Origin of the sequence: Rhodococcus sp. NPDC047139 (genome assembly GCF_040643435.1) — a bacterium.
Taxonomy (GTDB): Bacteria; Actinomycetota; Actinomycetes; order Mycobacteriales; family Mycobacteriaceae; genus Rhodococcus.
Genome location: NZ_JBEYUH010000007.1, coordinates 161,710 through 182,837, shown reverse-complemented (window position 1 = coordinate 182,837; position 21,128 = coordinate 161,710). Strand labels below are relative to the sequence as shown.

The 21,128-nt window shown below is 67.8% G+C and carries 26 protein-coding genes; 11 read left to right on the top strand and 15 right to left on the bottom strand.

The genetic code is table 11. The features are described from left to right. Nucleotides 1–43 precede the first annotated feature (43 nt). From ABZ789_RS11705 to ABZ789_RS11675, 7 genes are all read left to right on the top strand, one after another. Nucleotides 44–490, top strand: coding sequence for a hypothetical protein (locus ABZ789_RS11705; protein ID WP_358423643.1), 447 nt, complete (start codon nucleotides 44–46; stop codon nucleotides 488–490). A 1-nt stretch (nucleotide 491) separates the two neighbouring features. Continuing rightward, a complete protein-coding gene (locus ABZ789_RS11700) occupies nucleotides 492–875 on the top strand; it encodes a VOC family protein (RefSeq protein ID WP_358423641.1) in 384 nt (127 codons plus the stop codon). A 193-nt stretch (nucleotides 876–1,068) separates the two neighbouring features. Further along, nucleotides 1,069–2,250: an inorganic phosphate transporter gene (locus ABZ789_RS11695; protein ID WP_358423638.1), complete on the top strand. Its 1,182-nt coding sequence runs from the start codon at nucleotides 1,069–1,071 to the stop codon at nucleotides 2,248–2,250. Beyond that, nucleotides 2,247–2,507 (top strand): hypothetical protein, encoded by a 261-nt coding sequence (locus tag ABZ789_RS11690; RefSeq protein WP_358423635.1) that lies wholly within the window; start codon nucleotides 2,247–2,249, stop codon nucleotides 2,505–2,507. The genes ABZ789_RS11695 and ABZ789_RS11690 overlap by 4 nt, the downstream gene beginning before the upstream one ends. 12 nt (nucleotides 2,508–2,519) lie before the next feature. Next, complete coding sequence (locus ABZ789_RS11685) at nucleotides 2,520–2,819, top strand: DUF3349 domain-containing protein (protein WP_358423633.1); 300 nt, start codon at nucleotides 2,520–2,522, stop codon at nucleotides 2,817–2,819. Beyond that, nucleotides 2,816–3,961 (top strand): o-succinylbenzoate--CoA ligase, encoded by a 1,146-nt coding sequence (gene menE / locus ABZ789_RS11680; protein WP_358423630.1) that lies wholly within the window; start codon nucleotides 2,816–2,818, stop codon nucleotides 3,959–3,961. Before ABZ789_RS11685 ends, menE begins: the two co-directional genes overlap by 4 nt. Nucleotides 3,962–4,008: 47 nt before the next feature. Beyond that, nucleotides 4,009–4,878 carry a 1,4-dihydroxy-2-naphthoate polyprenyltransferase gene (locus ABZ789_RS11675; RefSeq protein ID WP_358423627.1) on the top strand — a complete coding sequence of 290 codons (870 nt, stop codon included), beginning with the start codon at nucleotides 4,009–4,011 and terminating at the stop codon, nucleotides 4,876–4,878. A gap of 28 nt (nucleotides 4,879–4,906) precedes the next feature. Here ABZ789_RS11675 and ABZ789_RS11670 read toward each other — a convergent pair whose 3' ends face one another. After that, nucleotides 4,907–5,296: a phage holin family protein gene (locus tag ABZ789_RS11670; RefSeq protein ID WP_358423624.1), complete on the bottom strand. Its 390-nt coding sequence runs from the start codon at nucleotides 5,294–5,296 to the stop codon at nucleotides 4,907–4,909. A 113-nt stretch (nucleotides 5,297–5,409) separates the two neighbouring features. Here ABZ789_RS11670 and ABZ789_RS11665 point away from each other — a divergent pair, with 113 nt between their 5' ends. Further along, on the top strand, nucleotides 5,410–6,393 hold the full coding sequence (locus ABZ789_RS11665) for a hypothetical protein (protein ID WP_358423621.1): 984 nt from the start codon (nucleotides 5,410–5,412) through the stop codon (nucleotides 6,391–6,393). A 12-nt stretch (nucleotides 6,394–6,405) separates the two neighbouring features. Here the strand turns inward: ABZ789_RS11665 and ABZ789_RS11660 are convergent, their stop codons facing one another. The 4 genes from ABZ789_RS11660 to ABZ789_RS11645 all read right to left on the bottom strand — a co-directional run bounded on the left by ABZ789_RS11660 (nucleotide 6,406) and on the right by ABZ789_RS11645 (nucleotide 8,827). After that, complete coding sequence (locus ABZ789_RS11660; protein ID WP_358423618.1) at nucleotides 6,406–6,972, bottom strand: Clp protease N-terminal domain-containing protein; 567 nt, start codon at nucleotides 6,970–6,972, stop codon at nucleotides 6,406–6,408. 5 nt (nucleotides 6,973–6,977) lie between these two features. Beyond that, nucleotides 6,978–7,193, bottom strand: a complete 216-nt coding sequence (locus ABZ789_RS11655; RefSeq protein ID WP_358423615.1) for a helix-turn-helix domain-containing protein — start codon at nucleotides 7,191–7,193, stop codon at nucleotides 6,978–6,980. A 159-nt stretch (nucleotides 7,194–7,352) separates the two neighbouring features. Then, a complete protein-coding gene (locus tag ABZ789_RS11650) occupies nucleotides 7,353–8,450 on the bottom strand; it encodes a PLP-dependent cysteine synthase family protein (RefSeq protein ID WP_358423612.1) in 1,098 nt (365 codons plus the stop codon). Next, complete coding sequence (locus tag ABZ789_RS11645; RefSeq protein WP_358423609.1) at nucleotides 8,447–8,827, bottom strand: DUF4229 domain-containing protein; 381 nt, start codon at nucleotides 8,825–8,827, stop codon at nucleotides 8,447–8,449. Before ABZ789_RS11645 ends, ABZ789_RS11650 begins: the two co-directional genes overlap by 4 nt. A 211-nt stretch (nucleotides 8,828–9,038) precedes the next feature. Here ABZ789_RS11645 and ABZ789_RS11640 point away from each other — a divergent pair, with 211 nt between their 5' ends. Both ABZ789_RS11640 and ABZ789_RS11635 read left to right on the top strand, forming a co-directional pair. After that, nucleotides 9,039–9,248: a BldC family transcriptional regulator gene (locus ABZ789_RS11640; protein WP_006552323.1), complete on the top strand. Its 210-nt coding sequence runs from the start codon at nucleotides 9,039–9,041 to the stop codon at nucleotides 9,246–9,248. A gap of 185 nt (nucleotides 9,249–9,433) precedes the next feature. Next, nucleotides 9,434–9,637 (top strand): hypothetical protein, encoded by a 204-nt coding sequence (locus ABZ789_RS11635; RefSeq protein ID WP_358423605.1) that lies wholly within the window; start codon nucleotides 9,434–9,436, stop codon nucleotides 9,635–9,637. On the opposite strand, the gene ABZ789_RS11630 is transcribed toward ABZ789_RS11635, so the two are convergent. The 7 genes from ABZ789_RS11630 to hemL are packed head-to-tail and all read right to left on the bottom strand — an operon-like array spanning nucleotide 9,619 to nucleotide 16,773. Then, nucleotides 9,619–10,617: a MinD/ParA family protein gene (locus tag ABZ789_RS11630; protein WP_358423602.1), complete on the bottom strand. Its 999-nt coding sequence runs from the start codon at nucleotides 10,615–10,617 to the stop codon at nucleotides 9,619–9,621. The two genes, ABZ789_RS11635 and ABZ789_RS11630, sit on opposite strands and share 19 nt — an antisense overlap. Before the next feature lie 50 nt (nucleotides 10,618–10,667). Next, nucleotides 10,668–11,654, bottom strand: coding sequence for a c-type cytochrome biogenesis protein CcsB (ccsB, locus tag ABZ789_RS11625; protein WP_358423599.1), 987 nt, complete (start codon nucleotides 11,652–11,654; stop codon nucleotides 10,668–10,670). Further along, the gene (locus tag ABZ789_RS11620) at nucleotides 11,654–13,321 is read right to left on the bottom strand and encodes a cytochrome c biogenesis protein ResB (protein ID WP_358423596.1); all 1,668 of its coding nucleotides are present in this window, start codon (nucleotides 13,319–13,321) and stop codon (nucleotides 11,654–11,656) included. Before ABZ789_RS11620 ends, ccsB begins: the two co-directional genes overlap by 1 nt. After that, complete coding sequence (locus ABZ789_RS11615; RefSeq protein ID WP_358423593.1) at nucleotides 13,318–14,136, bottom strand: cytochrome c biogenesis CcdA family protein; 819 nt, start codon at nucleotides 14,134–14,136, stop codon at nucleotides 13,318–13,320. The genes ABZ789_RS11620 and ABZ789_RS11615 overlap by 4 nt, the downstream gene beginning before the upstream one ends. 2 nt (nucleotides 14,137–14,138) lie before the next feature. Beyond that, nucleotides 14,139–14,744, bottom strand: coding sequence for a TlpA disulfide reductase family protein (locus ABZ789_RS11610; RefSeq protein WP_358423590.1), 606 nt, complete (start codon nucleotides 14,742–14,744; stop codon nucleotides 14,139–14,141). Further along, nucleotides 14,741–15,391, bottom strand: coding sequence for a histidine phosphatase family protein (locus tag ABZ789_RS11605; RefSeq protein WP_358423587.1), 651 nt, complete (start codon nucleotides 15,389–15,391; stop codon nucleotides 14,741–14,743). Before ABZ789_RS11605 ends, ABZ789_RS11610 begins: the two co-directional genes overlap by 4 nt. 56 nt (nucleotides 15,392–15,447) lie before the next feature. Continuing rightward, entirely contained in the window at nucleotides 15,448–16,773 is a 1,326-nt protein-coding gene (gene hemL / locus ABZ789_RS11600; protein ID WP_358423584.1) for a glutamate-1-semialdehyde 2,1-aminomutase, read from the bottom strand. Between the two features lie 126 nt (nucleotides 16,774–16,899). Between hemL and ABZ789_RS11595 the strand changes: the two genes are divergently transcribed. Continuing rightward, a complete protein-coding gene (locus ABZ789_RS11595; RefSeq protein ID WP_358423582.1) occupies nucleotides 16,900–18,846 on the top strand; it encodes an acyl-CoA dehydrogenase in 1,947 nt (648 codons plus the stop codon). Here ABZ789_RS11595 and ABZ789_RS11590 read toward each other — a convergent pair. The 3 genes from ABZ789_RS11590 to hemB all read right to left on the bottom strand — a co-directional run bounded on the left by ABZ789_RS11590 (nucleotide 18,828) and on the right by hemB (nucleotide 21,052). Further along, the gene (locus ABZ789_RS11590) at nucleotides 18,828–19,334 is read right to left on the bottom strand and encodes a hypothetical protein (RefSeq protein WP_358423579.1); all 507 of its coding nucleotides are present in this window, start codon (nucleotides 19,332–19,334) and stop codon (nucleotides 18,828–18,830) included. The two genes, ABZ789_RS11595 and ABZ789_RS11590, sit on opposite strands and share 19 nt — an antisense overlap. 210 nt (nucleotides 19,335–19,544) lie before the next feature. Continuing rightward, a complete protein-coding gene (locus tag ABZ789_RS11585) occupies nucleotides 19,545–20,078 on the bottom strand; it encodes a hypothetical protein (protein WP_358423576.1) in 534 nt (177 codons plus the stop codon). Next, nucleotides 20,075–21,052, bottom strand: a complete 978-nt coding sequence (gene hemB, locus ABZ789_RS11580) for a porphobilinogen synthase (protein ID WP_358423574.1) — start codon at nucleotides 21,050–21,052, stop codon at nucleotides 20,075–20,077. The genes ABZ789_RS11585 and hemB overlap by 4 nt, the downstream gene beginning before the upstream one ends. Between the last annotated feature and the right edge of the window lie 76 nt (nucleotides 21,053–21,128).

Here is a 21,128-nt window from a genome sequence, read left to right as displayed (position 1 = left end):
GGAGTTACGTTCAAGATCTGTGCTCTCGGGCACACTTGGGGTCATGAGCGACCGGCAGACCCCGCGCACCGCACACATACGCCCGGATGGTGTCTCCGACGCCACCGTGGAAGCGATGGGCAAACTCTCGGAGGCCTTCGAGATCGTCGAGCGGGCACGCGGCCACCTCTATGCCTTCCACCAGTTGATGGGCCGTGCCGACCTGTACGCCGGAGACGCCGAGGACCTGCTCCGCGAGGCCGGACACCCCGATATCGCCGAGCGGCTCGCCACCGGGATCGTCGGACGCAACATCGTCGAGGGCCGATGGACCTTCCAACTCGTCGAGGAGTTCGACGACGGCTACTGGTCGGATTTCCGGAACTTCGAGAAGCAGGTGCGCGACGAGCTCGTCGGCGGCCGGCGTCATCTCTTCGAAGCGGAGATGAAGGAGTCGCGGCGCACACACGGCCGGCGTCACCACGAAGCCCGCCCGCTCGAGGGGCAGTGACGTGGAAATTCTCAGCAGCCGCACCATCCTCCGACCGCGCGACTACGAGGCCACCCTCGACTTCTACGGCTCGACCCTCGGGCTGGCCGTCGCCCGCGAGTATCCCGCCGGAACCGTCTTCTTCGCGGGGCAGTCGCTCATCGAGATCGCTGCGCACGGCAGATCCGACGACAACGACGGGGTCTTCCACGGAGCGTTGTGGCTCCAGGTGCGGGATGTCTACGACGCAGAGGCCGAGCTGACCGTCAAGGGAGTTCGCATCGTCCGGGGCGCACAGCAGGAGCCCTGGGGACTGCACGAGTTGTGGATCGCCGATCCCGACGGGATTCCGATCGTGCTGGTCCAGATCCCCGAGGATCATCCCCTGCGCCGCGATCTCCGCTGAAGAACAGCGATACCCGGATCGAAGCGAGGTCGATCCCCCGGGCGCGGTGATCTTGCACACAAGCCCCACGGTCCGCTCTCGCCTCCGCTCATGGTCGGAGTCGGAAACCACCGCCGGAGTCCGTCGGTGAGGCGCAGAGTTCACAGTGCCGTCGCTGTACATTCACGTGCCCGCTACCCCACAATCGACAGACGTGACCGCAGAGTTCGTCGTGCTCCTGGTGGTGGTCGTCACTGCCCTCGCATTCGATTTCACCAATGGCTTCCACGACACCGGCAATGCCATGGCGACATCCATCGCCACCGGCGCCCTCAAACCCAAGACCGCGGTCACTTTGTCCGCGATTCTCAACCTCGTAGGCGCCTTCCTCTCCGTGGAAGTCGCGGCGACCGTCGCGAAGGGTGTCGTCGACCTCGACACCGTCGGTGGCAGCGATCTGTTGCTCATCGTCTTCGCAGGCCTGGTGGGCGCAATCCTCTGGAACATCGCGACCTGGCTGTTCGGGTTGCCGTCGAGTTCTTCGCACGCCCTGTTCGGCGGACTCGTCGGTGCGGCGCTGGCGTCCATCGGCGTCCAGGGCGTGGTGTGGGACGGAGTGCTGGGCAAGGTCCTGCTTCCCGCAGTGCTCGCGCCCGTCATCGCGGCTCTGGTGTCCACGGTGGGCATCTGGTCGATGCACCGTCTGACCCGCTCGGTCTCCACGGAGCACCGCGACCGGGGATTCCGGATGGGCCAGATCGGTACCGCGTCCCTGATGTCGCTCGCCCACGGCACCAACGACGCCCAGAAGACCATGGGCGTGATCTTCCTGGCCCTCGTGGCGCACGGGAGCATCACCGCCGAGACCGAGATGCCGTTCTGGGTCAAAGTGGCCTGTGCCGTCGCCATCGCTCTGGGGACCTACCTCGGCGGGTGGCGCATCATCCGTACCCTCGGCAAGGGTCTCGTCGAGATCGCCCCGCCGCAGGGTCTGGCCGCCGAGTCGTCGTCGGCTGCCATCATCCTCACCTCGAGCCATTTCGGTCTGCCGCTGTCGACCACGCATGTCGCCACGGGATCGATCCTGGGCACCGGACTGGGTACCAAGGGTGCCGAGGTGCGCTGGTCCGTGGCGCGGCGCATGGTGGTCGCGTGGCTGATCACCCTGCCGTGTGCCGCCGTCGTCGGAGCAGTCTGCTGGGCGATCGCCCATATGATCGGCGGCATGCCCGGTGTGCTCGTGGTCTTCGCCATCCTGTGTGCGCTGGCCCTGCTCATGTGGCTCCGCTCGCGCCGGCAGCCGGTCGACGCCTCCAATGTCACCGCCGACTGGGACGACTCGCGCGCCCCGGCGACGGAGACCTCCGGAACGGTCGTCGGGGAAGGACGCTCGTGAACCTGTTGACACACACCCTCGACTCGTTGTGGCAGGTCGTTCTCGTGGGCCTGCTCCTCGGCGCCGGTCTGCCCTCGCTCTTCGCCCTGGGGGTACGCGCGCTCGACACCGGTCGCGGCAGCGACGGCGCGCCGACTCCGACCGCCAAGTCCGCAGCCGTCCTGTGCTTCGCTGTCGTGGCATGCGCCGTCCTGGCAGGAATCCTCCTGCTGGCCGACGACTTCCTGGCCGGAACCTTCGGCATCGACCTCTTCTGATCGGGGTGACGGGTGGCTCTCCCGCCGTTTCTCGCTTCCATCGTCGAGTGGCTCCGCGCCGGCTACCCCGAAGGGGTACCGGAGCAGGACTACGTCCCGCTCTTCGCACTCCTCGCGCGGCGCCTGTCCGACGAGGAGGTCGCCCAGATCGCGGACACGCTCGTCGAGGACGGTGACCTCCCGATCACCCGTATCGACATAGCCGTCCTGATCAGCAAGATCACCAACAATATGCCGTCGTCCGACGATGTGGACCGTGTCCGCCGCCAGCTCGAGGCCGGCGGATGGGACACGACACAATTCGATCTGTGACCACACTCGAACTTCTTCCCGTCCCGGCCGGGGCAGCTGTTCGCACCGTCCTGCCCGCTCTGCACCGGATGCTGTGCGGCGACGGCCCGGCGCTGCTCCCCGTCCCGGCCGGGGACGACCGGGAGACCTTCCGGCTCTGCGACGCGCTGCGGCCCGGTGAGCCGGTCGCGGGAGGCGTCGGGCTGGTGGTCGCGACCTCCGGTACGACCGGGATCCCGAAGGGAGCGCAGCTGTCTCCGGACGCGCTGCGCGCGAGCGGTGACGCCACCCATTCCCGGCTGGGCGGAAGGGGCTCGTGGCTACTCGCACTGCCCGCCCACCACATCGCGGGGATGCAGGTGCTGCTGCGCAGCGTGCTCGCGGATACCGAACCCGTGGTCGTCGACGTGTCCGCCGGTTTCGATCCCGGCGACCTTCCCGCGGCGGTGGACGCCATGCCGGGACCGCGGCGGTACAGCTCGATGGTTCCCACTCAGCTGATCAAAGCCCTCGACCATCCCGACGCCACCGCAGCGCTCGCACGTCTCGACGCGATCCTGCTCGGCGGTGCCGCGACCCCGCTACCGGTTCTGGAACGAGCCCGTGCGGCCGGCATCACCGTCGTACGCACCTACGGCATGAGCGAGACGTGCGGCGGCTGTGTCTACGACGGCGTTCCGTTGGACGGCGTGCACATCCGCGTGGACGCCGACTCGCGAGTGTGGCTCGGGGGCACGACCCTCGCATCGGGCTATCGGGGTCTTCCCGACCATCCGGCCTTCGCCGAACCCGGTTGGTTCCGTACCGACGACGCGGGGATCCTCGAGGACGGGGTCCTGCGCATCCTGGGACGACTGGACGAGGCCATCTCGACCGGTGGACTCACGGTGGTTCCCCAGGTGGTCGAGACCGTCCTCGCCGAGCATCCGGGTGTGCGGGAGGTCGCGGTGGTCGGTCTGCCCGACGAACGACTCGGGCAGCGGGTAGCGGCGGTCGTGGTGCCCACGCCCGGCGCCGCGCCGACGCTGGAGGAATTGCGCACGCACGTCGAAGCCACGCTCGACGCGACCGCGGCACCTCGTGAACTGCGGCTCGTCGATGCGCTGCCCCTGCGCGGACCGGGCAAGGTGGACCGCCACACCCTGGTATCGCGCTTCTCCTGACGGGTGCGCGCCACTCGCCGCCCCGGCTCGAGTGCAAAGATCGGTTCATGGCAACGGCTGGTCAATGGATCGAAGGCGCTCGTCCGCGCACACTCCCCAACGCGATAGCGCCGGTCCTGGCAGGTACCGGTGCCGCCGCGGCGCTCGGAGAGGCCGTGTGGTGGAAGGCGCTGCTGGCACTCGTCGTGGCGCTCGGCCTGATCATCGGCGTGAACTTCGCCAACGACTATTCCGACGGTATCCGCGGTACCGACGACGAACGGGTCGGGCCGATGCGGCTGGTGGGTTCGGGAGCTGCGAGCCCGGGTGCGGTCGAACGGGCGGCCTTCGTGTGCTTCGGCATCGCGGCGGTCGCGGGTCTCGCGCTCGCGGTCACCACCGCATGGTGGCTCGTCCTCGTCGGTGCGCTCTGCATCGCCGGCGCCTGGTACTACACGGGCGGGAAGAATCCCTACGGCTACAGCGGTTTCGGGGAGATCGGCGTATTCGTGTTCTTCGGCCTCGTAGCGGTCCTGGGGACACAGTTCGTGCAGGCCGGCAGCGTCGACTGGGTGGGTCTGGCGTGTGCGGTCGCCGTCGGTTCGCTGTCGACGGCGGTGCTCGTGACGAACAACCTCCGCGACATCGCCACCGATGCGGAAACCGGCAAGCGGACCCTCGCGGTGAAGTTGGGTGATCCGAGGACCCGTACGCTCCACCTCGTCCTCGTCGTCGTGCCGTTCGTGATGTCGCTCCTGCTGGTCGCCGCGACGCCGTGGGCGCTCGCAGGCTTCCTCGCGGCTCCGTTCGCGATCCGGGCCCATCGGCCGGTGCGTGCCGGGGCACTCGGGCTCGCCCTGATCCCGGCGCTGAGCGATTCGGGCGTCGCGATGCTGGTGTGGGCGGTGGCCACCGCGCCCGCGCTGGCCTTCGGCTGACCTCGCGCGGGTTCGGCGGCGCACGCGATCAATCCCGGTCGGGTACGACCAGGCCGAGGACGAAGTTCACGATGGCGATGATGATGCCGCCCCACAGCGCCGGCCAGAAGCCGCTGATGGTGAGGCCGTACTCGGTGAAGCCGCTGAGCCAGGCGGTGAGCAGGAGCATCAGGGCGTTGACGACCAGCAGAAACAGCCCCAGAGTGAGGATCACCAGCGGCAGCGACAACATTTTCACGAGCGGTTTCACGAGGGCGTTCACGACGGTGAAGATGAGCGCGAGGACGACGAGGGTGATGATCCTGCGCGTCGTGTCGGTCGTGCCCGCCGGGTCCGTGAAATCGATTCCGTCGACGAGTTCGACCGCGAGCCACAACCCGACGGCGTTGATGATCAGCCGTAGTATCAGAGAAATCATGGTGCCACTGTGGCACATGTGAGCTGACCGCCGGAACGGTCGAAACGGACGCCGGTGGGGGCGCCCCTCCCCACTGGGAGTCGGCTCGATGAGGGTCGGTAGCGTCGACGGGCGTGCGTTCACGTCTTCTCCCTCTGGTCCTCTCCCTGACCGGCCTGCTCCTCGTGGTCACGGGCTCGATATCTGCTTGGCTCGACACTCCGGAGACGACGGTCGTCGCGGTTTCGGAAGAGACCGCCCCCTCGACGGAGGGAGTCGACGCGGCGCGCAGCAACCTTCAGCGAGCCGGACTGCCGTTGTCCGTGCTCGACGGCGGCGTCGGGCAACTCACCGAGGGAAGCACCCAGTTGAACGACGGTGCCCACCAGCTCTCGGACGGCCTCCGGCAGGCTCGCGAGGGCGGGGAGCAACTCGCTGCAGGGCTCGGGGAACTCGACGGCGGTGTAGACCTGCTGGGTGACGGTGCGCGCCAGGTCAGCGGCGGGGTCGACGAGGTCGTCGGGCGGCTCTCGGGTTTCGGTGAGATGCAGGGCGACGTGACCACCCGTCTCAGCGCCGTCGCCGATACGCTCGGCGTCTCGCCGGACCCGGTCTCGCGGAACGCGGCCGCACAGGTGCGCGAGCTCGTCGAGACGCTCGACACGCAAGGCCTCGGCCCGGACACCCTCGGCCAGCTCGCGCAGTTGCGGGAGGGAGCCCGGCAACTCGCCTACGAACTCACCGATCCGAATGCCCGATTCGTCGCCGGTATGGCGCAGGCCGCCGACGGGTCACAGCAGCTCCGGGACGGCCTCGTGCTTCTCGACGACGGCGGGCGGGCGCTGACGGACGGTACCGGACAACTCGTCGACGGTGTCGGGCCGGTGGCCGATGTGGTGGGAGGCATCGCAGACAACGTCCGCTCGGCCACCGAGGCGCTTCCTCGGACCGCGGCCGGTGCCGCCGAGGCTCAGCCCGACCCGGTGGTCGCGACGGCCGATCGGCAGTGGTGGCCGTATGCGGTGATCGCGATCGGCGCGATGCTGCTCGTCGCGGCGGTCGTTCTCCCGATCGCGGCGCCGGAGCAACCGTCCCGGCGTTCCCGCTCGGACGTCTGAGCGACCGAAAGGTCAGGCAGCGGTGTCGAGGTGCGTGTTCAGCCGCTGCCGAAGTTGCTCGCGCGGAATTCGGGCTTCGACGAGGGCGGTGGTCGACGGATCGTCGCTGCGCAACAGTCCGAGCAGGATGTGCTCGGCCCGGATGACGCGTTCGCGGCGCGCGATCGCCTCGCGGAGCGCGAGTTCGAGAGATTTCTTCGCTGCCCGGTCGAACGGAATATGTCCGAACCGGCTCGCGAGACCTCGCCGGCCTGCGCTTCCCCGGTCGAGTACCCCCTTGCCGAAGGTCGCTTCGAGACGGGCCCGGACCTCGTCGAGATCGATGCCGATCGCTTCGAGCGCCGCGGCGTCCTCGGCTCCGAACGGGGAGTCGTCGTCGGCGCGTGCGGCGCGCTCGGAGCGGAGAACGTCGACCGTGAGCCCGGCCTCTCCGAGCAGCGCCCGGAGCGGTTCGTCCGCAGCGATGGCCGCCCCGACGAGCAGGTGCGACGCCTCGATGCGGGGCTCGTGGACCCGGACGGCCTCCTGCTGCGCTGCAACGACGACGGATCGGGCATTGTCGGCGAATCGTTCGAACATGTCGATCACCTGCGCTTCCGGTTGTGTTTCTGGTGTACCGCCTGTCGGCTGACCCCGAGTTCGTCGGCGATGGCCTGCCAGGACCAGCCTCCTTCGCGAGCGTTGGCAACCTGAACCTCTTCGAGCCGTTCCAGCAGCCGACGCAGGGCGCGTACGGCTCGCAGGCCCACTGCGGGATCGGAACTCGCGGCAGCGGCGGCGAGGGTGGTGGCTTCACTCATACTGTCAATATAAATTGACACCGAAGGCGCGTCAACAAAAGTTGACACCCGAATTCGCGCGCCCCGCCCTATCGCGCCGTCACTTCACCAGGGCCCGCTCTACCAGGACCCGCTTTACCAGGACCCGCTTTACCAGGACCCGCTTTACCAGGACCCGCTTTACCAGGACCACTGCCCGGTGGCCGTGAACTTCTCGAGCCTCGCGAGGGGAGCGCCCAGATCCATGCCTTCCGCAGCGACCCACTCGTCGGAGAAGTAGGTGCCGGTGTAGCGCTCACCGCCGTCGCACAGCAGGGTGACGACGCTCCCCTCTCGACTGTCCGAGAGCATCTCCGCAATCAGCCCGAAGGCTCCCCACAGATTCGTGCCGGTGGACCCACCCACGCGACGTCCGAGCAGGGCACTCGCGTGGCGCATGGCGGCGATCGACGCCGCGTCGGGCACGCGGATCATCCGGTCGACGACTTCCGGCACGAAGGAGGGTTCGACGCGTGGCCGTCCGATCCCTTCGATGCGCGAGGGCATGCCCGTGGTGAAGTCCGCCGATCCCGTCTCGTAACCGCCGAAGAAGGCGGAATTCTCCGGATCGACGACCGCGAGGCGCGTGCGGTGCCGGCGATAACGGATGTACCTGCCGAGGGTCGCGCTCGTCCCGCCGGTCCCCGCTCCCACCACGATCCATTCGGGGACGGGATGACGCTCGAGCCGCATCTGCGAGTAGATGCTTTCGGCGATGTTGTTGTTTCCGCGCCAGTCGGTCACCCGCTCGGCATTGGTGAACTGGTCCAGGAAACAGCCACCGAGTTCGTCGGCGAGGCGCTGTGCCTCGCTGTAGATTTCCGGCGGGCGATCGACGTAGTGGCACCGGCCACCCTGCGCCTCGATGAGCGCGACCTTGGCCGGCGACGTACGGCGCGGCACCACGGCCACGAAATCGAGGCCGAGAAGCCGCGCGAAGTACGCCTCGCTCACGGCGGTGGAACCGGACGACGCCTCGATGATCGGTGTCCCCTCGCGGACCCACCCGTTGCACAGCGCGTAGAGGAACAGCGAGCGTGCCAGACGATGCTTGAGACTGCCTGTGACGTGCGTCGACTCGTCCTTCAGATACAGATCGATCTTCCAGTCGGCCGGCAGTGGGTAGCGCAGCAGGTGGGTGTCGGCACTGCGTTGAGCGTCGGCCTCGATGAGACGGACGGCGTCGTCGACCCAGCCCCGGGGTGCGCTGCGATCGACGACCGCGCCGGTGCCGGTCACCGACCGTTCTCGCCACGCATGCGGTTCTCGAGGTCGGCGCGTTCCGTGCGACGGCGCTCGTCCACCGCAGCGATGCCTTCGTTGACCCGGCGACGGAGGGAGGAGAACAGCACGAGCGAGAGGGGCAGCGCGATGAGCACCGCGAACAGAGCCGCGATGAGGAGGGGGATTTCTACACCGAATACGCGCGGAACATAGAGAATGAGCAGGGTGAGCACTACCACGAGAGCGAGGCGGGCCACCGAGTACAGCGCGACATCCTTGATCAGGGAGCCCGTCCCCGCCCGACGACCGGCTGCGGTCGCGCCTTCGCCGTGAGGAGTCGGAGTGCGCTGAGAGGAGGTGTTCGAGGGTTCGTTCCGGCGTTCATCGTTCACAAGTCCAGGTTAACCGGCCTCGGAGCGCGCGAAATCGCGGTCGATTCCCCGGAGTAGGACACTCGTCCGTTTTGTCTATTACCTCCGCTTTACCAACCGTAGACCGTTCGAGCAACCAGGGGTATCGGTGCCACCATGTGCATGGACATCCCGATCGAACAACTCGATCACCTCGAAAAACTCGATCACGACAACCGGGAGGACATTCGCAATGAGCGCACCCACTTTCAACGGCGCGAAGGAATCCCTGCTGACCCCGGGACAGGTGGCCGCCCTGTTCCACGTGGACCCCAAGACCGTCACCCGGTGGGCTCACGCAGGCCGGCTGGGCTCGCTGCGGACGCCCGGTGGCCACCGCCGATTCCGTGAGTCCGAGGTTCTCGCACTCCTCCGCTCGCTCACCACGGAGGCGACGCGCTGAATTCGAGGATCTGCATCTCCGGCGTGCATATGCGGGACCCCGGCCACCCGCCCCACGGAACCCACGTGCCGGATCCGGTTCCGCACACATAGAATGTGGACAATCCGGTCGCCGGTAGCCGTCGGCCGGAAGTGTACGGAAAGGGAACACCCACGTCCGGCACTGCCACGGCCAGGAGGTGCAACGTGCTCTATCTGTTGGCACTCATAGGTGCGGCGACCCTCGCCGTCCTGCTGTGGAAGGCGTACGGTCCCGCCTCGCGGCCTCCGACACGGGTGGTGGGACCGGACGACGACCCCGACTTCCTGTGGAAGGTCGATCGGGAGGTGCACCGTCGCCGCGGCGGCAGCGAGGGTCCGACGGATTCCGATCAGGAACGGGGCGACTGACCGCCCGGACGACGCTGGGATACCGCGAAGCCGTCGGCGATATCGGCGGCGAGACCGAGCAGCGCTCGGCGCGTTCCCGACTGCAAACGTTCCAATTCGATCTCGGCCCCCTCTTCGAGGTGAGGGTCGAAGGGTAGGACGTGCACGGCGCGGCAGCGCTGTGCGAAATGGCGCACCACGAGATCGAGATCGACTTTGCCCGACCGTGGACGTACCGCGTTGACCACGGCCACCGACCCCTCTACGAGTTCGCGATAACCGTGAGCGTCGAGCCAGTCGAGGGTCGCCGATGCGCTGCGGGCACCGTCCACCGAACCGGAGCTGATCACCACCAGCGTGTCGGTCTTCTCGAGGACCGCATTCATGGCCGAGTGCATGAGCCCGGTGCCGCAATCGGTGAGGACGATGCTGTAGAACCGCTCGAGCAGCGCCAGCGTGCGCTCGTAGTCGTCGGCGCTGAACGCCTCCGAGACAGCGGGGTCGGTGTCGGAGGCGAGCACCTCGAGACGATGCTCGTTCTGTGAGGTGTAGGCCCGGACGTCCGCATACGTCTCGAGCAGCGCTTCGTCCCGCAACAGTGTTCGTACGGTGGCCGGTGTCTGTCCGGCGACCTTCTGACTCAGCGTGCCGCGGTCCGGATTGGCGTCGACCGCCACGATCCGATCACCGCGCAGGTCGGCGAACGTCGAGCCGAGAGTGACCGTAGTGGTCGTCTTCCCCACTCCGCCCTTGAGGCTGAGCAGAGCGATCCGGTAGCAGCCGTGCAGCGGTGCACGCACCCGCTCGGCCAGTTCGTCCTTGCGCTGTTGCCGGGCGCTCTCTCCCATGTGGACGCGGCCGCCGGTTGCGCGGTAGACCACGCGCCGCCAGCCCTTTCTCGGTGGGGCCGCGATCGGGCGTACCAGTAGCGACGAGTCCAGCGCCGTCGCGTTCAACGAGTTCGCGTCGAGCCCCGACGAATCGATGCCGGCCGCATCCACCTGTTCTCCCCCCGCCGACTGTCATGGACGACGGCGCGACGATAGCAGTCTCAGTTGAGTCCGGCGTACGAGTGCAGGCCCGAGACGACCATGTTGATGATGAACAGGTTGAACAGCACCGTGACGAAACCGACGACGTTGATCCACGCCGCGCGGGTGTTCCGCCAACCGGAGGTCGCACGCGCGTGCAGATAGGCGGCGTAGACGACCCACGAGATGAACGAGACCGTCTCCTTCGGGTCCCAGCCCCAGAATCGTCCCCATGCGGCCTCGGCCCAGATGGCGCCGAGGATGATGCCTGCGCCGAACAGGGGGAAACCGATGATCGTGGTGCGGTAGGCGAGCCGGTCGAGGGTCTGGGCGTCGGGCAGTCGCTCGGCGATCGCCGCGAGCACACCGCTGCGTGCCTCGCCCTTCGGGAAGCGGATGCGCAGCAGGAACAGCACGCTCGCGACACCCGAGACGAGGAAGATGCCGCTGCCGACACTGATGATCGTCACGTGGATGGGCAGCCAGAAGGACCGGAGCGCGGGAACCACGGGGGCAGCGTCGGCATAGAGCACCGTCGCAGCGAGGAACATGAGGATCAGCACCGGCACCAGCAGGTACACCCACATGATCCGGTAGGCGGGCTTACGGAGGACGATCAACCCGAAGATCACCGCTGCGGTGCACGCCATCGAGACGAACTCGTACATGTTGCCGAGCGGGAAACGCTCGGTGGCCAGCCCGCGCAGCACGATCGAGGCGACCTGCAGTCCGGCGACCACGACGACGAGCGCGCGTCCCATGTTGCCGAGACGCTGCGACAGGCTGCGCTTCGGTGTCTGCTCGATCCTGCCCGGCCCGGCCGCGCGCTCCACGCTCGCAGGAGCCTGCTTGCCGGCGGCCACGAGTTCACGTTCGCGCTCCGCCACGACGTCGGCCCGGTAGGTCGCGTACTCGGCGATGAGCAGGACCAGAGCCAGCACGAGCACAGCGAAGGCCGACTCGAAAGCCCAGTCGCTGTACTGCGCGAGGGTGTCGTTCTCTGTCATCAGTTCTTCTTCTCCTGTGCCGCCTGGGCGGAGGGTGCATCATCGCCGAGAAGGCGCTCGACCAACCGGTCGAACTCGTCGCCCCATCCGGCCTGATCGGTTCGTGCGAGACCGCCGAGTTCTACTACGGTTCGTCGTTCGCCGTCGTTCACTGTACCGTCCGGGTACGCCCGCGCCCACACTCTGCGTCGTTTGACCAGCAGCGACACGAGCAGTCCGCCCATCATGAAGATCGCCGCGACGAGCACCCACTGCTGGGCCGGGTCGTGCGAGACCTGCAGGTTGACGAAATCGGTGGCCTTGTCGAACCGTACCTGCGTGCCGTCGGCGAGCGTCACGCTCTCCCCCGGCCGCAGATTGACGCGGTCCTGCTTCACCAGGCGGCCCTGGTTGATCAGCTCCTTGTTGAGCGAGAACAGGGACTGCGGGTTGCCGGTGTCGAGGCCGGAGTCGCCCTTGTAGACGTCGATCGCCACGGCCGGGTCGAGCATCGCCGGGAAGGTCGACGTCAGCAGCGTGCCGTGGAAGGACGCCGTCGGGGCGAACAGCCCCTCGATCGCGATCTGGTTCTTCCGGCGCTCGTCGGCGTCGGGGAACATCCCGCCGGGCGGGTCGAAACGCATCGCCCCGCTGCTGAGGAAGGTCGTCGCGTCGTCGGGTGCCCACTGCAGCGTCTCGGTGCGGGTCTCACCGTTGGGCCAGGTGACCGTGAACGTCGGGGCGTATCCGTGGCCCTGCAGGTAGACGCGGTCGCTGCCCACTCGCAGCGGATGGTTGACCTTCAGCTGCGTCTCGCGCCAGGTGTTCGTGACGAGGTCCTCGCCGTACTGGTATTCGATGTCGGAGGTGAACATCTCGGCCTGACCGTTGTCGAGATAGTCGGCTGCGAAGGTGTTCACCCGCACGCACAGGGGATTGAGGCCGGTCCCGTCCAGCGTGGTTCCGGCCCGGAACGAGTCGAACGAAGCCGGGGAGGTCGTGCAGAACTCCTCGCCGTTCGCGACCAGGATGCGCTGCCCCTCGTAGCCGAAGAGCTTGCCGACAGCGACGGCGACGAGCAGCCCGACCAGGGAGATGTGGAAGACGAGGTTGCCGGCCTCGCGCAGATAGCCCTTCTCCGCCGACAGGGTCAGCTCACCGTCGCGCCCCCGGGCGTCGCCCTCGCGCCGTACGACCTTCCATCCGCGCAGCTGCGCCTGGATGCGGTCGAGGGCCGCATCGGGGGTCTCGTCCACGGTGGTCTCCGCGTGATGCGGAAGACGCTTCAGGTTGCGGGGTGCGGCGACCGGCGGTGTCCGCAGAGCGCGCAGATGCTCGACACAGCGCGGCAGGATGCAGCCGACGAGCGAGATGAACAGCAGCACGTAGACGGCCGTGAACCAGAAGCTGCCGAAGACGTCGAACAGCTCGAACCGGTCCATGATGGGTCCGAGAGCCGGACGGGCCGCGATGTACTCGTCGACCTTCTGGGCGTTGAGGCTGCGTTGCGGCAGGAGCGCACCCGGGATCGCTGCGAGCGCGAGCAGGAACAGCAGGACCAGCGCGGTCCGCATCGAGGTCAGGCCGCGCCAGGTGTTGCGCACGAGAGCCATTGCACGTCCGACAGCGCTCTGCCGCGGCGGAGACGACGGCTGAGGTGCGGGAGTCGGGGTGTCTGTCGCGGTCATATGGGGAGAACCACTTCCGAGATGAACGAGTCCCGGACCCAGGACACGAACAGGTCCCACGCACCGGTGACGAGAGCGATACCGACGGCCATGAGCATCACGCCGCCGACGATTTGCACGGTACGCGCGTGCCTCCGCAACCAGCCGACCCCCCGCAGTGCGCGCGCCGAACCGAGCGCGAGCACGACGAACGGCAGGCCCAGACCGAGGCAGTACGCGACGATCAGCGCGACACCCCGAGCGGCGGTCGTACCCTCCGTACCGGCGGCGAGTGAGATCACCCCGGCAAGGGTCGGCCCGAGACAGGGGGTCCATCCGAGCGCGAACACCGCCCCGAGCAACGGCGCTCCTGCCAGGCTGGAGATGCGCCGCGGCGTCGGCCGCGTGTCGCGCTGCAAGGCCGGGATGAGACCGAGGAAGACCAGGCCCATGACGATGGTGATCACGCCACCGATACGCATGAGCAACTCGCGGTTGACGGCGAGCGCGGAGATCGCACCGAAGATCGAGGCTGTCGCCAGGACGAAGACCACCGTGAAACCCGCGACGAACAGCGCTGCGGCGCCCGCCACCCGGAGCCGCCCGTCGCTGCGGACGGTCGTCGTGCGGGCACCGGCCTGCTCGGCGGTGACCGCGGGAGCCTCCGCCCCGACGACTCCTGCGAGATAGGACAGATAGCCGGGCACGAGCGGGACGACACAGGGGGAAGCGAAGGAGACGAGGCCAGCCAGCAGGCACGCGCCCATGGCCAGCAGCAACGGGCCCGACAGAGCCGCGTTCTGGAAGGTCTCCCCCACTCCCGACGCAAGGATCACGATTACCGCTCCGAATCCGGCTCTGCCGCGACGCGCTCGACGACCGGTTGCAGGTCTTCGGCGAGCAACTCGGTCAGGTACACCGCGGCGACGCGATGCTCACGGTCGAGGACGACCGTCGTGGGCACCACCGAGGTGGGGTAGTTCCGTCCGAGGGCGAGCAGGGAACGCATCGGCGGGTCGTAGATCGACGGGTAGCCGATCTGCTGGTCGGTCACGAAGTCCTGCGCCTTGTCGCGCTGGTTGTCGCGGACGTTGATACCCAGGAACGCCACCCCGAGATCCTTGGTGGCCTCGTAGACCTGCTCGAGGTCGTCGGCCTCGCTGCGGCAAGGTGCGCACCACTGGCCCCAGACGTTGAGGACGACCACCTGTCCCTCGAAATCGTCGAGGGAGATGGTTTCACCCTCGTTCATGAGGTCCTCACCGGACAGTTCACCGAGGGTGCCGCGTTCGGCCGGCGGGTCGTAGAAGATCCGGGTCTGGCCACCGGGAGAGACGAAGTCGAAGGTGCCGCCGGTGGCGACGGCGTCGTCTCCGGTGGCACAGGAGGTGAGAAGGACGGCGCCGAGTATCGCAGCAGCCGCCGTTCGGAATGCCTTTCTCATGCGCCGTGAACGTTCGGGTCGGAGGCACCGGCCGGCTCGGAGTACACCAGGTCGACCAGGGTGTCGCCTTGGTAGACCAGCGAGGTCAACGACGCGAGGCTGCACTGGCGGCGGCGCGGATCGTGCCACAGGCGCTCGCCCTCGAGGAATCGGCGCAGTGTCCACACCGGAAGTTGATGGCTCACGCACACCGCTTCCCGCCCCACCGCGGCCACACGGGCGGCGTTCACGGCGGCGAGCATTCGGTGGGCGATCTGGAGGTAGGGCTCGCCCCACGAGGGGGTGAACGGATCGCGCAGCTTCCACCAGTGCCGCGGGCGGCTGAGCGCACCGTCGCCGACAGAGACCTTCAGGCCCTCGAAGTCGTTGGCGGCTTCGATGAGGTTGTCGTCGGTACGGATCTGCAATCCGTGCTTCTCGGCGATCGGAGCAGCCGTCTGCTGCGCCCGCTCGAGCGGAGACGCGACCACGTGGGCGATGTCGTGATCTGCGAGCGACGCCGCGACCGCTCGTGCCTGTGCTTCGCCGGTCACCGACAACCGGAAACCGGGCAGGCGACCGTAGAGGATTCCGGAGGGATTGTGCACCTCTCCGTGGCGTAGCACGTGCACGATCGTGCGGGTCTCGGACGGGGCGGCGTCGGTCACGTCGGTGTTCCTCGAGGGTGTGGGAGGGCGGGCTCGTCTGGTCGGGAGGGGTACGGCTACTGCGCGCTCGCCGCGGCGGCCGCGCGCGCGGCATGCGGCAGTGCATCGGCGATCCGCGAGAGGGCGTCGTCGTCGAGCGCGGACGAGACGAACCATGTCTCGAAGGCGCTCGGGGGTGCGTAGACACCGCGCTCGAGCAGGGCGTGGAAGAAGGCGGGGAAGCGCCAGGTCTGCGCGGCCTTGGCCTGCTCGTAATTCGTCACCGGCTCCTCGGTGAAGAACACGCTGAACATCGTGCCGGCGTACTGGACGCGGTGCGGCACCCCTTCTGCGGCGAGCGCGTCACCGAGCAGGCGGCCGAGAGTCTCGGCGTTGCGGTCCAGCGCTGCGTAGACGTCGGCGTCCGCGGCACGGAGGTTCGCGAGGCCGGCGGCGACGGCGACCGGGTTACCGGACAGGGTTCCGGCCTGGTAGACGGGACCGCTCGGGGCCAGGTGGGCCATCACGTCGGCGCGACCGCCGAAGGCAGCGGCAGGAAGGCCACCGCTCATGACCTTGCCGAAGGTCATCAGGTCGCCGGCGACCCCGTCGATGCCGTACCAGCCGGTCGCGCTCGCGCGGAAGCCGGTCATCACCTCGTCCATGATCAACAACGCGCCGTGCTCACGGGTGAGCTCGCGCAGCCCCTCGTTGAAACCGGGCACGGGCGGCACGGTGCCCATGTTGCCGGCAGCAGCCTCCGTGATCACCGCCGCGATCTCGCCGGGGTTCGCCTCGAAGACGGCACGCACGGCGGCGAGGTCGTTGTAGGGAACGACGACGGTGTCACCTGCCTGCGCGCCCGTGACGCCGGGCGAGGTGGGCAGACCGAAGGTCGCAAGGCCGGAACCGGCTTCGGCGAGCAGGGCGTCCACGTGACCGTGATAACAGCCTGCGAACTTCACGATCTTCGAGCGACCGGTGAATCCGCGCGCGAGCCGTACCGCACTCATCGTCGCCTCGGTCCCGGAGTTGACCAGACGGACCTGCTCCACGGGAGCGATGCGCGCGACGATCTCCTCGGCGAGCTCGACCTCGCCCTCGGTGGGGGCACCGAAGGACAGGCCGGCCGTAGCGGTGGATCGGACGGCCTCCACGACGGCGGGATGAGCGTGTCCGAGAATCATCGGGCCCCAAGAACACACCAGGTCGACGTAGGTATTTCCGTCGACATCGGTCAGCAGCGGACCGGCTCCCGAGGCGAAGAACGGCGGGTTGCCACCGACCGATCCGAATGCGCGAACCGGCGAGTTGACACCCCCGGGTGTCACCTTCGATGCCCGGTGGAAGAGTGCGGCGGAGCGGGTGTCGCGGGTGGACGAAGCATCGGGGGTCGCAGTCACGACTTCCAGTGTCCGTAGTTTCGCGAGATTTGCCAAAAATCCGCCTCACCAAACCTGGTGTGTCATTTCTCCCGTACCAGGAAAATCGGGCGCCGCGAGTGACTTCGCGCACCTATCGTCTTCAGCATGCCGACCACAGCTGAACACCTCCGCAGAGCCCTCGACGGCGCGTGGCACGAAGCCCGCGAACGCGCGCGCACCGACCTCGCGCACGAGAAGTTCGCACCGCACTACACCCCCGAGATCGACAAGGCCCGGGCCATCACACTCGAGCAGATGCGCCTACTCGCCGATCACGGCTATGCCGCCTCCGGCTTCTCCGTCGAGTCGGGCGGCACCGGTGATGCGGGCGGCGCGGTCGCGTCGATCGAGATGCTCGCGATGTCCGATCTGTCGCTCATGGTCAAGGCCGGGGTGCAGTGGGGGTTGTTCGGCGGCGCCATCGAGAACCTCGGCACCGAGCGCCACCACAAGAAGTACGTCGAACGGCTCATCGATCTCGATGTGCTCGGCTGCTTCGCGATGACCGAGACGGGGCACGGCAGCGACGTGCAGTCGCTCGAAACCACGGCGACCTACGATCCCGACACGCAGGAGTTCGTGATCCACTCCCCCACGCCGTCGTCCCGGAAGGACTACATCGGCGGTGCGGCGCAGCACGCCCGGTTCGCGGCGGTCTTCGCCCAGCTCGTCACGAAGGGCGAGACCCACGGGGTGCACTGTTTCGTCGTGCCGATCCGCGACGACGCCGGAAACGACCTGCCGGGAGTGACGACCTCGGACTGCGGATACAAGGGCGGTCTGCCCGGCGTCGACAACGGCCGCATCGTGTTCGACCAGGTGCGCGTTCCGCGCGAGAACCTGCTCAACAAGTACGCGGACGTCGAACCGGACGGCACCTACGTCTCCGGCATCGACAGCCCGAGCCGACGGTTCTTCACCATGCTGGGCACGCTGGTCCGTGGCCGGGTGACCGTCGGTGGATCGGCCGGTGCCGCCGCGCGGGTCGCCTTGACGATCGCCACCCGCTACGCCGAGAAGCGCCGCCAGTTCGACGCGCCCGGCCGCGACGAGGAGGTGCCGATCATGGACTATCTCGTCCACCAGCGTCGCCTGCTGCCGCTGATCGCCCGCTCGTACGCGCTCGGTTTCGCCCAGAACGAGCTGCTCACCACGATGCACCGGCTGCAGTCGATGTCGCTGGAGGATCTCGATCCGCAGGAGCAGCGCGAACTCGAGGGACGTGCGGCCGGTCTGAAAGTGGCCAATACGTGGCATGCCTCGCGAGCGATCCAGGAATGCCGCGAGGCCTGCGGCGGTGCCGGTTACATGGCCGAGAACCGGCTGACGGCGCTCCGCGCCGACGTGGACGTGTTCACCACCTTCGAGGGGGACAATCACGTCCTGACCCAGCTGGTCGCGAAGGAACTTCTCACCTCGTACGCCGACGAGGTGCAGGGCATGAGCCCGGTCGAGTGGATGCGTTTCGCCGCCACCACGATCTCCGACATCGTCAAGAAGCGCACCGCGGCGCAGCAGATCATCCAGACGATCGTCGACACGCGCCAGGACAACGAGGAGGACGGCAGCCTCTTCAACCGCGGCACGCAGGTGGCGATGTTCGAGGACCGCGAACAGTACCTGCTGTCCACGGCAGCGCGTCGTCTCCAGGCCGCCATGAAACGGGAGGACAATCCGTTCGACGCCTTCAACTTCGTGCAGGATCACGTTCTGCACGCGGCCCGGGCGCACATCGATCGGGTCGTGCTCGAGGCGTTCGTCGCGGCGATCGAGGACTGCACGGACGAGACCGCCCGCGATCTGCTCACGGAATTGTGCGATCTCTACGCGCTGACGATCATCGACGAGGACAAGGCGTGGTTCATGGAGCACCGCCTGCTCTCGGTCGAACGCGCCAAGGCGGTTCTTCGCGGCATCAACGAACGGTGCCGCTCCCTGCGTCCGCACGCACTCACGCTCGTGGAGGGGCTGGGTGTGCCCGAGTACCTGCTCGGTGCCGCCATGCTCGAACGCGAGGGTGCGGTGGTTCCGCCTCAGGACGTCGCGGTCTGACCGGAGTCGCCGACGAGCTCCTCGAGCCGTGCTCGAAGCTCGTCGGCGTCCTTCGCCCACGCGCGCACGAACACACCCCCCTTCAACCGCAACCCGACGGCGGTGCGGCGACGCGGCACATCGGACAGCTCTCCGAGACTGCGGGCGGTTTCCCAGCGTTGGGGTTCCCGTCCGTCGTCCGGCGGGGGCAGCACCGCTTCGATCTCGGCGACCGGCAACTCCTCCGTGCCCTGCCGCAGGGTGGTGGGTGTCAGTTCGACGCTGACGTGCCGGCGGGCCGCCACGACCGTGACGTACGAGAAACCGGCCAGGACGACCGCGAGGATCGGGAGCGCGAGCCAGTGCACGACGGGTCCGGTGACGAGTTCGACGACGAGCGCCACCATGCAGAACGCCGGGCCGAGGGCTACAGCTCCCCATCGCGCTCCGGGTTCGTGGAACAGCGGTCCGGCACCACCGGTCGCGTCGGACCCGGGTCGAGCGGTCAAGCGGCGAACGCGCCGGGGATCACCAGCAGCACCGTGGTCAGCAGGCCGAGGACGGCGATGAGAGTGATCAGCACCAATTCGCGACGGCGCCCATAGGGCCGCGGTTCCACCTGCATGACGTCCTTCTCGCTCGGAGGAAGGGCCGTAAGGCCCCCGGATGGTGAGCCCACCGTACTATTCCCTCGCGCGCAATGAAACCGAGTGGTCCGTCTACTCTTCCGGCAGCCGCAGGAAGAAGCGGTTCGCCTCCCGCCGATGCATGAGCACGATCGCGCCGACTGTCGCGACGGCTTGCAAAATGCCCACCACACCGAGTATCCACCCGGCGCCGCCCTCCCCGACGCCCACGCCGAAGACGGTGGGCAGAGTCGACAGGGACATGAACACGCCGAGCAGGGTCAGCAGCATCCGGGCCCAGTTCTTGGCCTTCAAAAGCTGCCTGACCACCAGATACAGCAGACCGACGAAGGCAAGACCGACGGCTGCGGTCAGCGCGACGAGCATCGGGACCGCCGATTCGAGCTGCTGTGTGGTGACGCCTTCGAGTGCCTGCTCCTCGGCCATCGTGGTCATGAGCTCGAGCAGTTCGTCGCGTCGGCTCAGCAGGTCGACGAGACTTGCCGCCAAACTCACGACGGCGAGGGCGAGTACGCCACACCACAATTGATAGGCCGTCGTGACGTCTCCGGGGACGGGGCGATTCGTGGCCGGACCGGGTCCGGCGGGCGGTGCCGGGAAACTCATGACAGCCGCCCCGCGACCTCGGCGGCCCAGTAGGTGAGCACGATGTCCGCACCGGCGCGCCGGATACCGACGAGCGATTCGAGGATCGCCGCGTCGCGGTCGATCCAGCCCTTCTGCGCAGCCGCGGTGATCATCGAGTACTCCCCCGAGATCTGGTAGGCGGCCACCGGCACGGGCGAGCGGTCGGCAACCTCGCGCAACACGTCGAGATACGACATCGCAGGTTTGACCATCACCATGTCGGCGCCTTCGGCGAGGTCGAGATCCACCTCGTGCAGCGACTCCCGGCGGTTGGCCGGGTCCTGCTGGTAGGTACGACGGTCACCCTCGAGGGACGAACCCACCGCTTCCCGGAAGGGGCCGTAGAACGCCGAGGCGTACTTGGCGGAGTAGGCGAGCTGACCGACCTCGGTGTGTCCCGCCTCGTCGAGGGCGGCACGGATGAATCCGATCTGTCCGTCCATCATTCCGCTCGGACCGAGCAGATGGGCTCCGGCCTCGGCCTGGGCGACGGCCATCTCCGCGTAACGCTCGAGGGTCGCGTCGTTGTCGACGACGCCGGAATCGGTGAGTACACCGCAATGCCCGTGATCGGTGAACTCGTCGAGACAGGTGTCGGCCATCAGGACCGTCGAGTCGCCGAGTTCGCTGCGCAGCGAGCGCAGTGCGCGGTTGAGTACGCCCTCCGGATCCGTCGCGGCGGTGCCGGCCGCGTCCTTGTCCTCCGGGCTGGGCACACCGAAGATCATCAGTCCGCCGACACCGGCGGATACGGCCTCGGCCGCAGCTTTACGCAACGAGTCGGCGGTGTGCTGGTACACCCCGGGCATCGAGGCGATCTCACGTGGTTCGTCGATCCCGTCGGCGACGAACATCGGAAGCACGAGGTGACGTGGTTCGAGGGAGGTTTCTGCCACGAGCCGCCGGATCGCTGGGGTACGGCGGAGCCGGCGGGGTCGGATGTCGGGGAACACGGTGAGAACACCTTCCATACAGGTCGTGCGCGGTTCCGGTAGTGGCGACTACCGGAACCGCGCACGAGTGGTCGAG

Coding starts and splice junctions, on each gene's coding strand:
- ABZ789_RS11660 (WP_358423618.1), bottom strand. CDS start 6,972: ATGTTCGAACGATTCGCCGACAATGCCCGATCCGTCGTCGTTGCAGCG.
- ABZ789_RS11675 (WP_358423627.1), top strand. CDS start 4,009: ATGGCAACGGCTGGTCAATGGATCGAAGGCGCTCGTCCGCGCACACTC.
- ABZ789_RS11640 (WP_006552323.1), top strand. CDS start 9,039: ATGAGCGCACCCACTTTCAACGGCGCGAAGGAATCCCTGCTGACCCCG.
- ABZ789_RS11670 (WP_358423624.1), bottom strand. CDS start 5,296: ATGATTTCTCTGATACTACGGCTGATCATCAACGCCGTCGGGTTGTGG.
- ABZ789_RS11620 (WP_358423596.1), bottom strand. CDS start 13,321: ATGACCGCGACAGACACCCCGACTCCCGCACCTCAGCCGTCGTCTCCG.
- ABZ789_RS11585 (WP_358423576.1), bottom strand. CDS start 20,078: ATGAGTTTCCCGGCACCGCCCGCCGGACCCGGTCCGGCCACGAATCGC.
- ABZ789_RS11610 (WP_358423590.1), bottom strand. CDS start 14,744: ATGAGAAAGGCATTCCGAACGGCGGCTGCTGCGATACTCGGCGCCGTC.
- ABZ789_RS11705 (WP_358423643.1), top strand. CDS start 44: ATGAGCGACCGGCAGACCCCGCGCACCGCACACATACGCCCGGATGGT.
- ABZ789_RS11595 (WP_358423582.1), top strand. CDS start 16,900: ATGCCGACCACAGCTGAACACCTCCGCAGAGCCCTCGACGGCGCGTGG.
- ABZ789_RS11655 (WP_358423615.1), bottom strand. CDS start 7,193: ATGAGTGAAGCCACCACCCTCGCCGCCGCTGCCGCGAGTTCCGATCCC.
- ccsB (WP_358423599.1), bottom strand. CDS start 11,654: ATGACAGAGAACGACACCCTCGCGCAGTACAGCGACTGGGCTTTCGAG.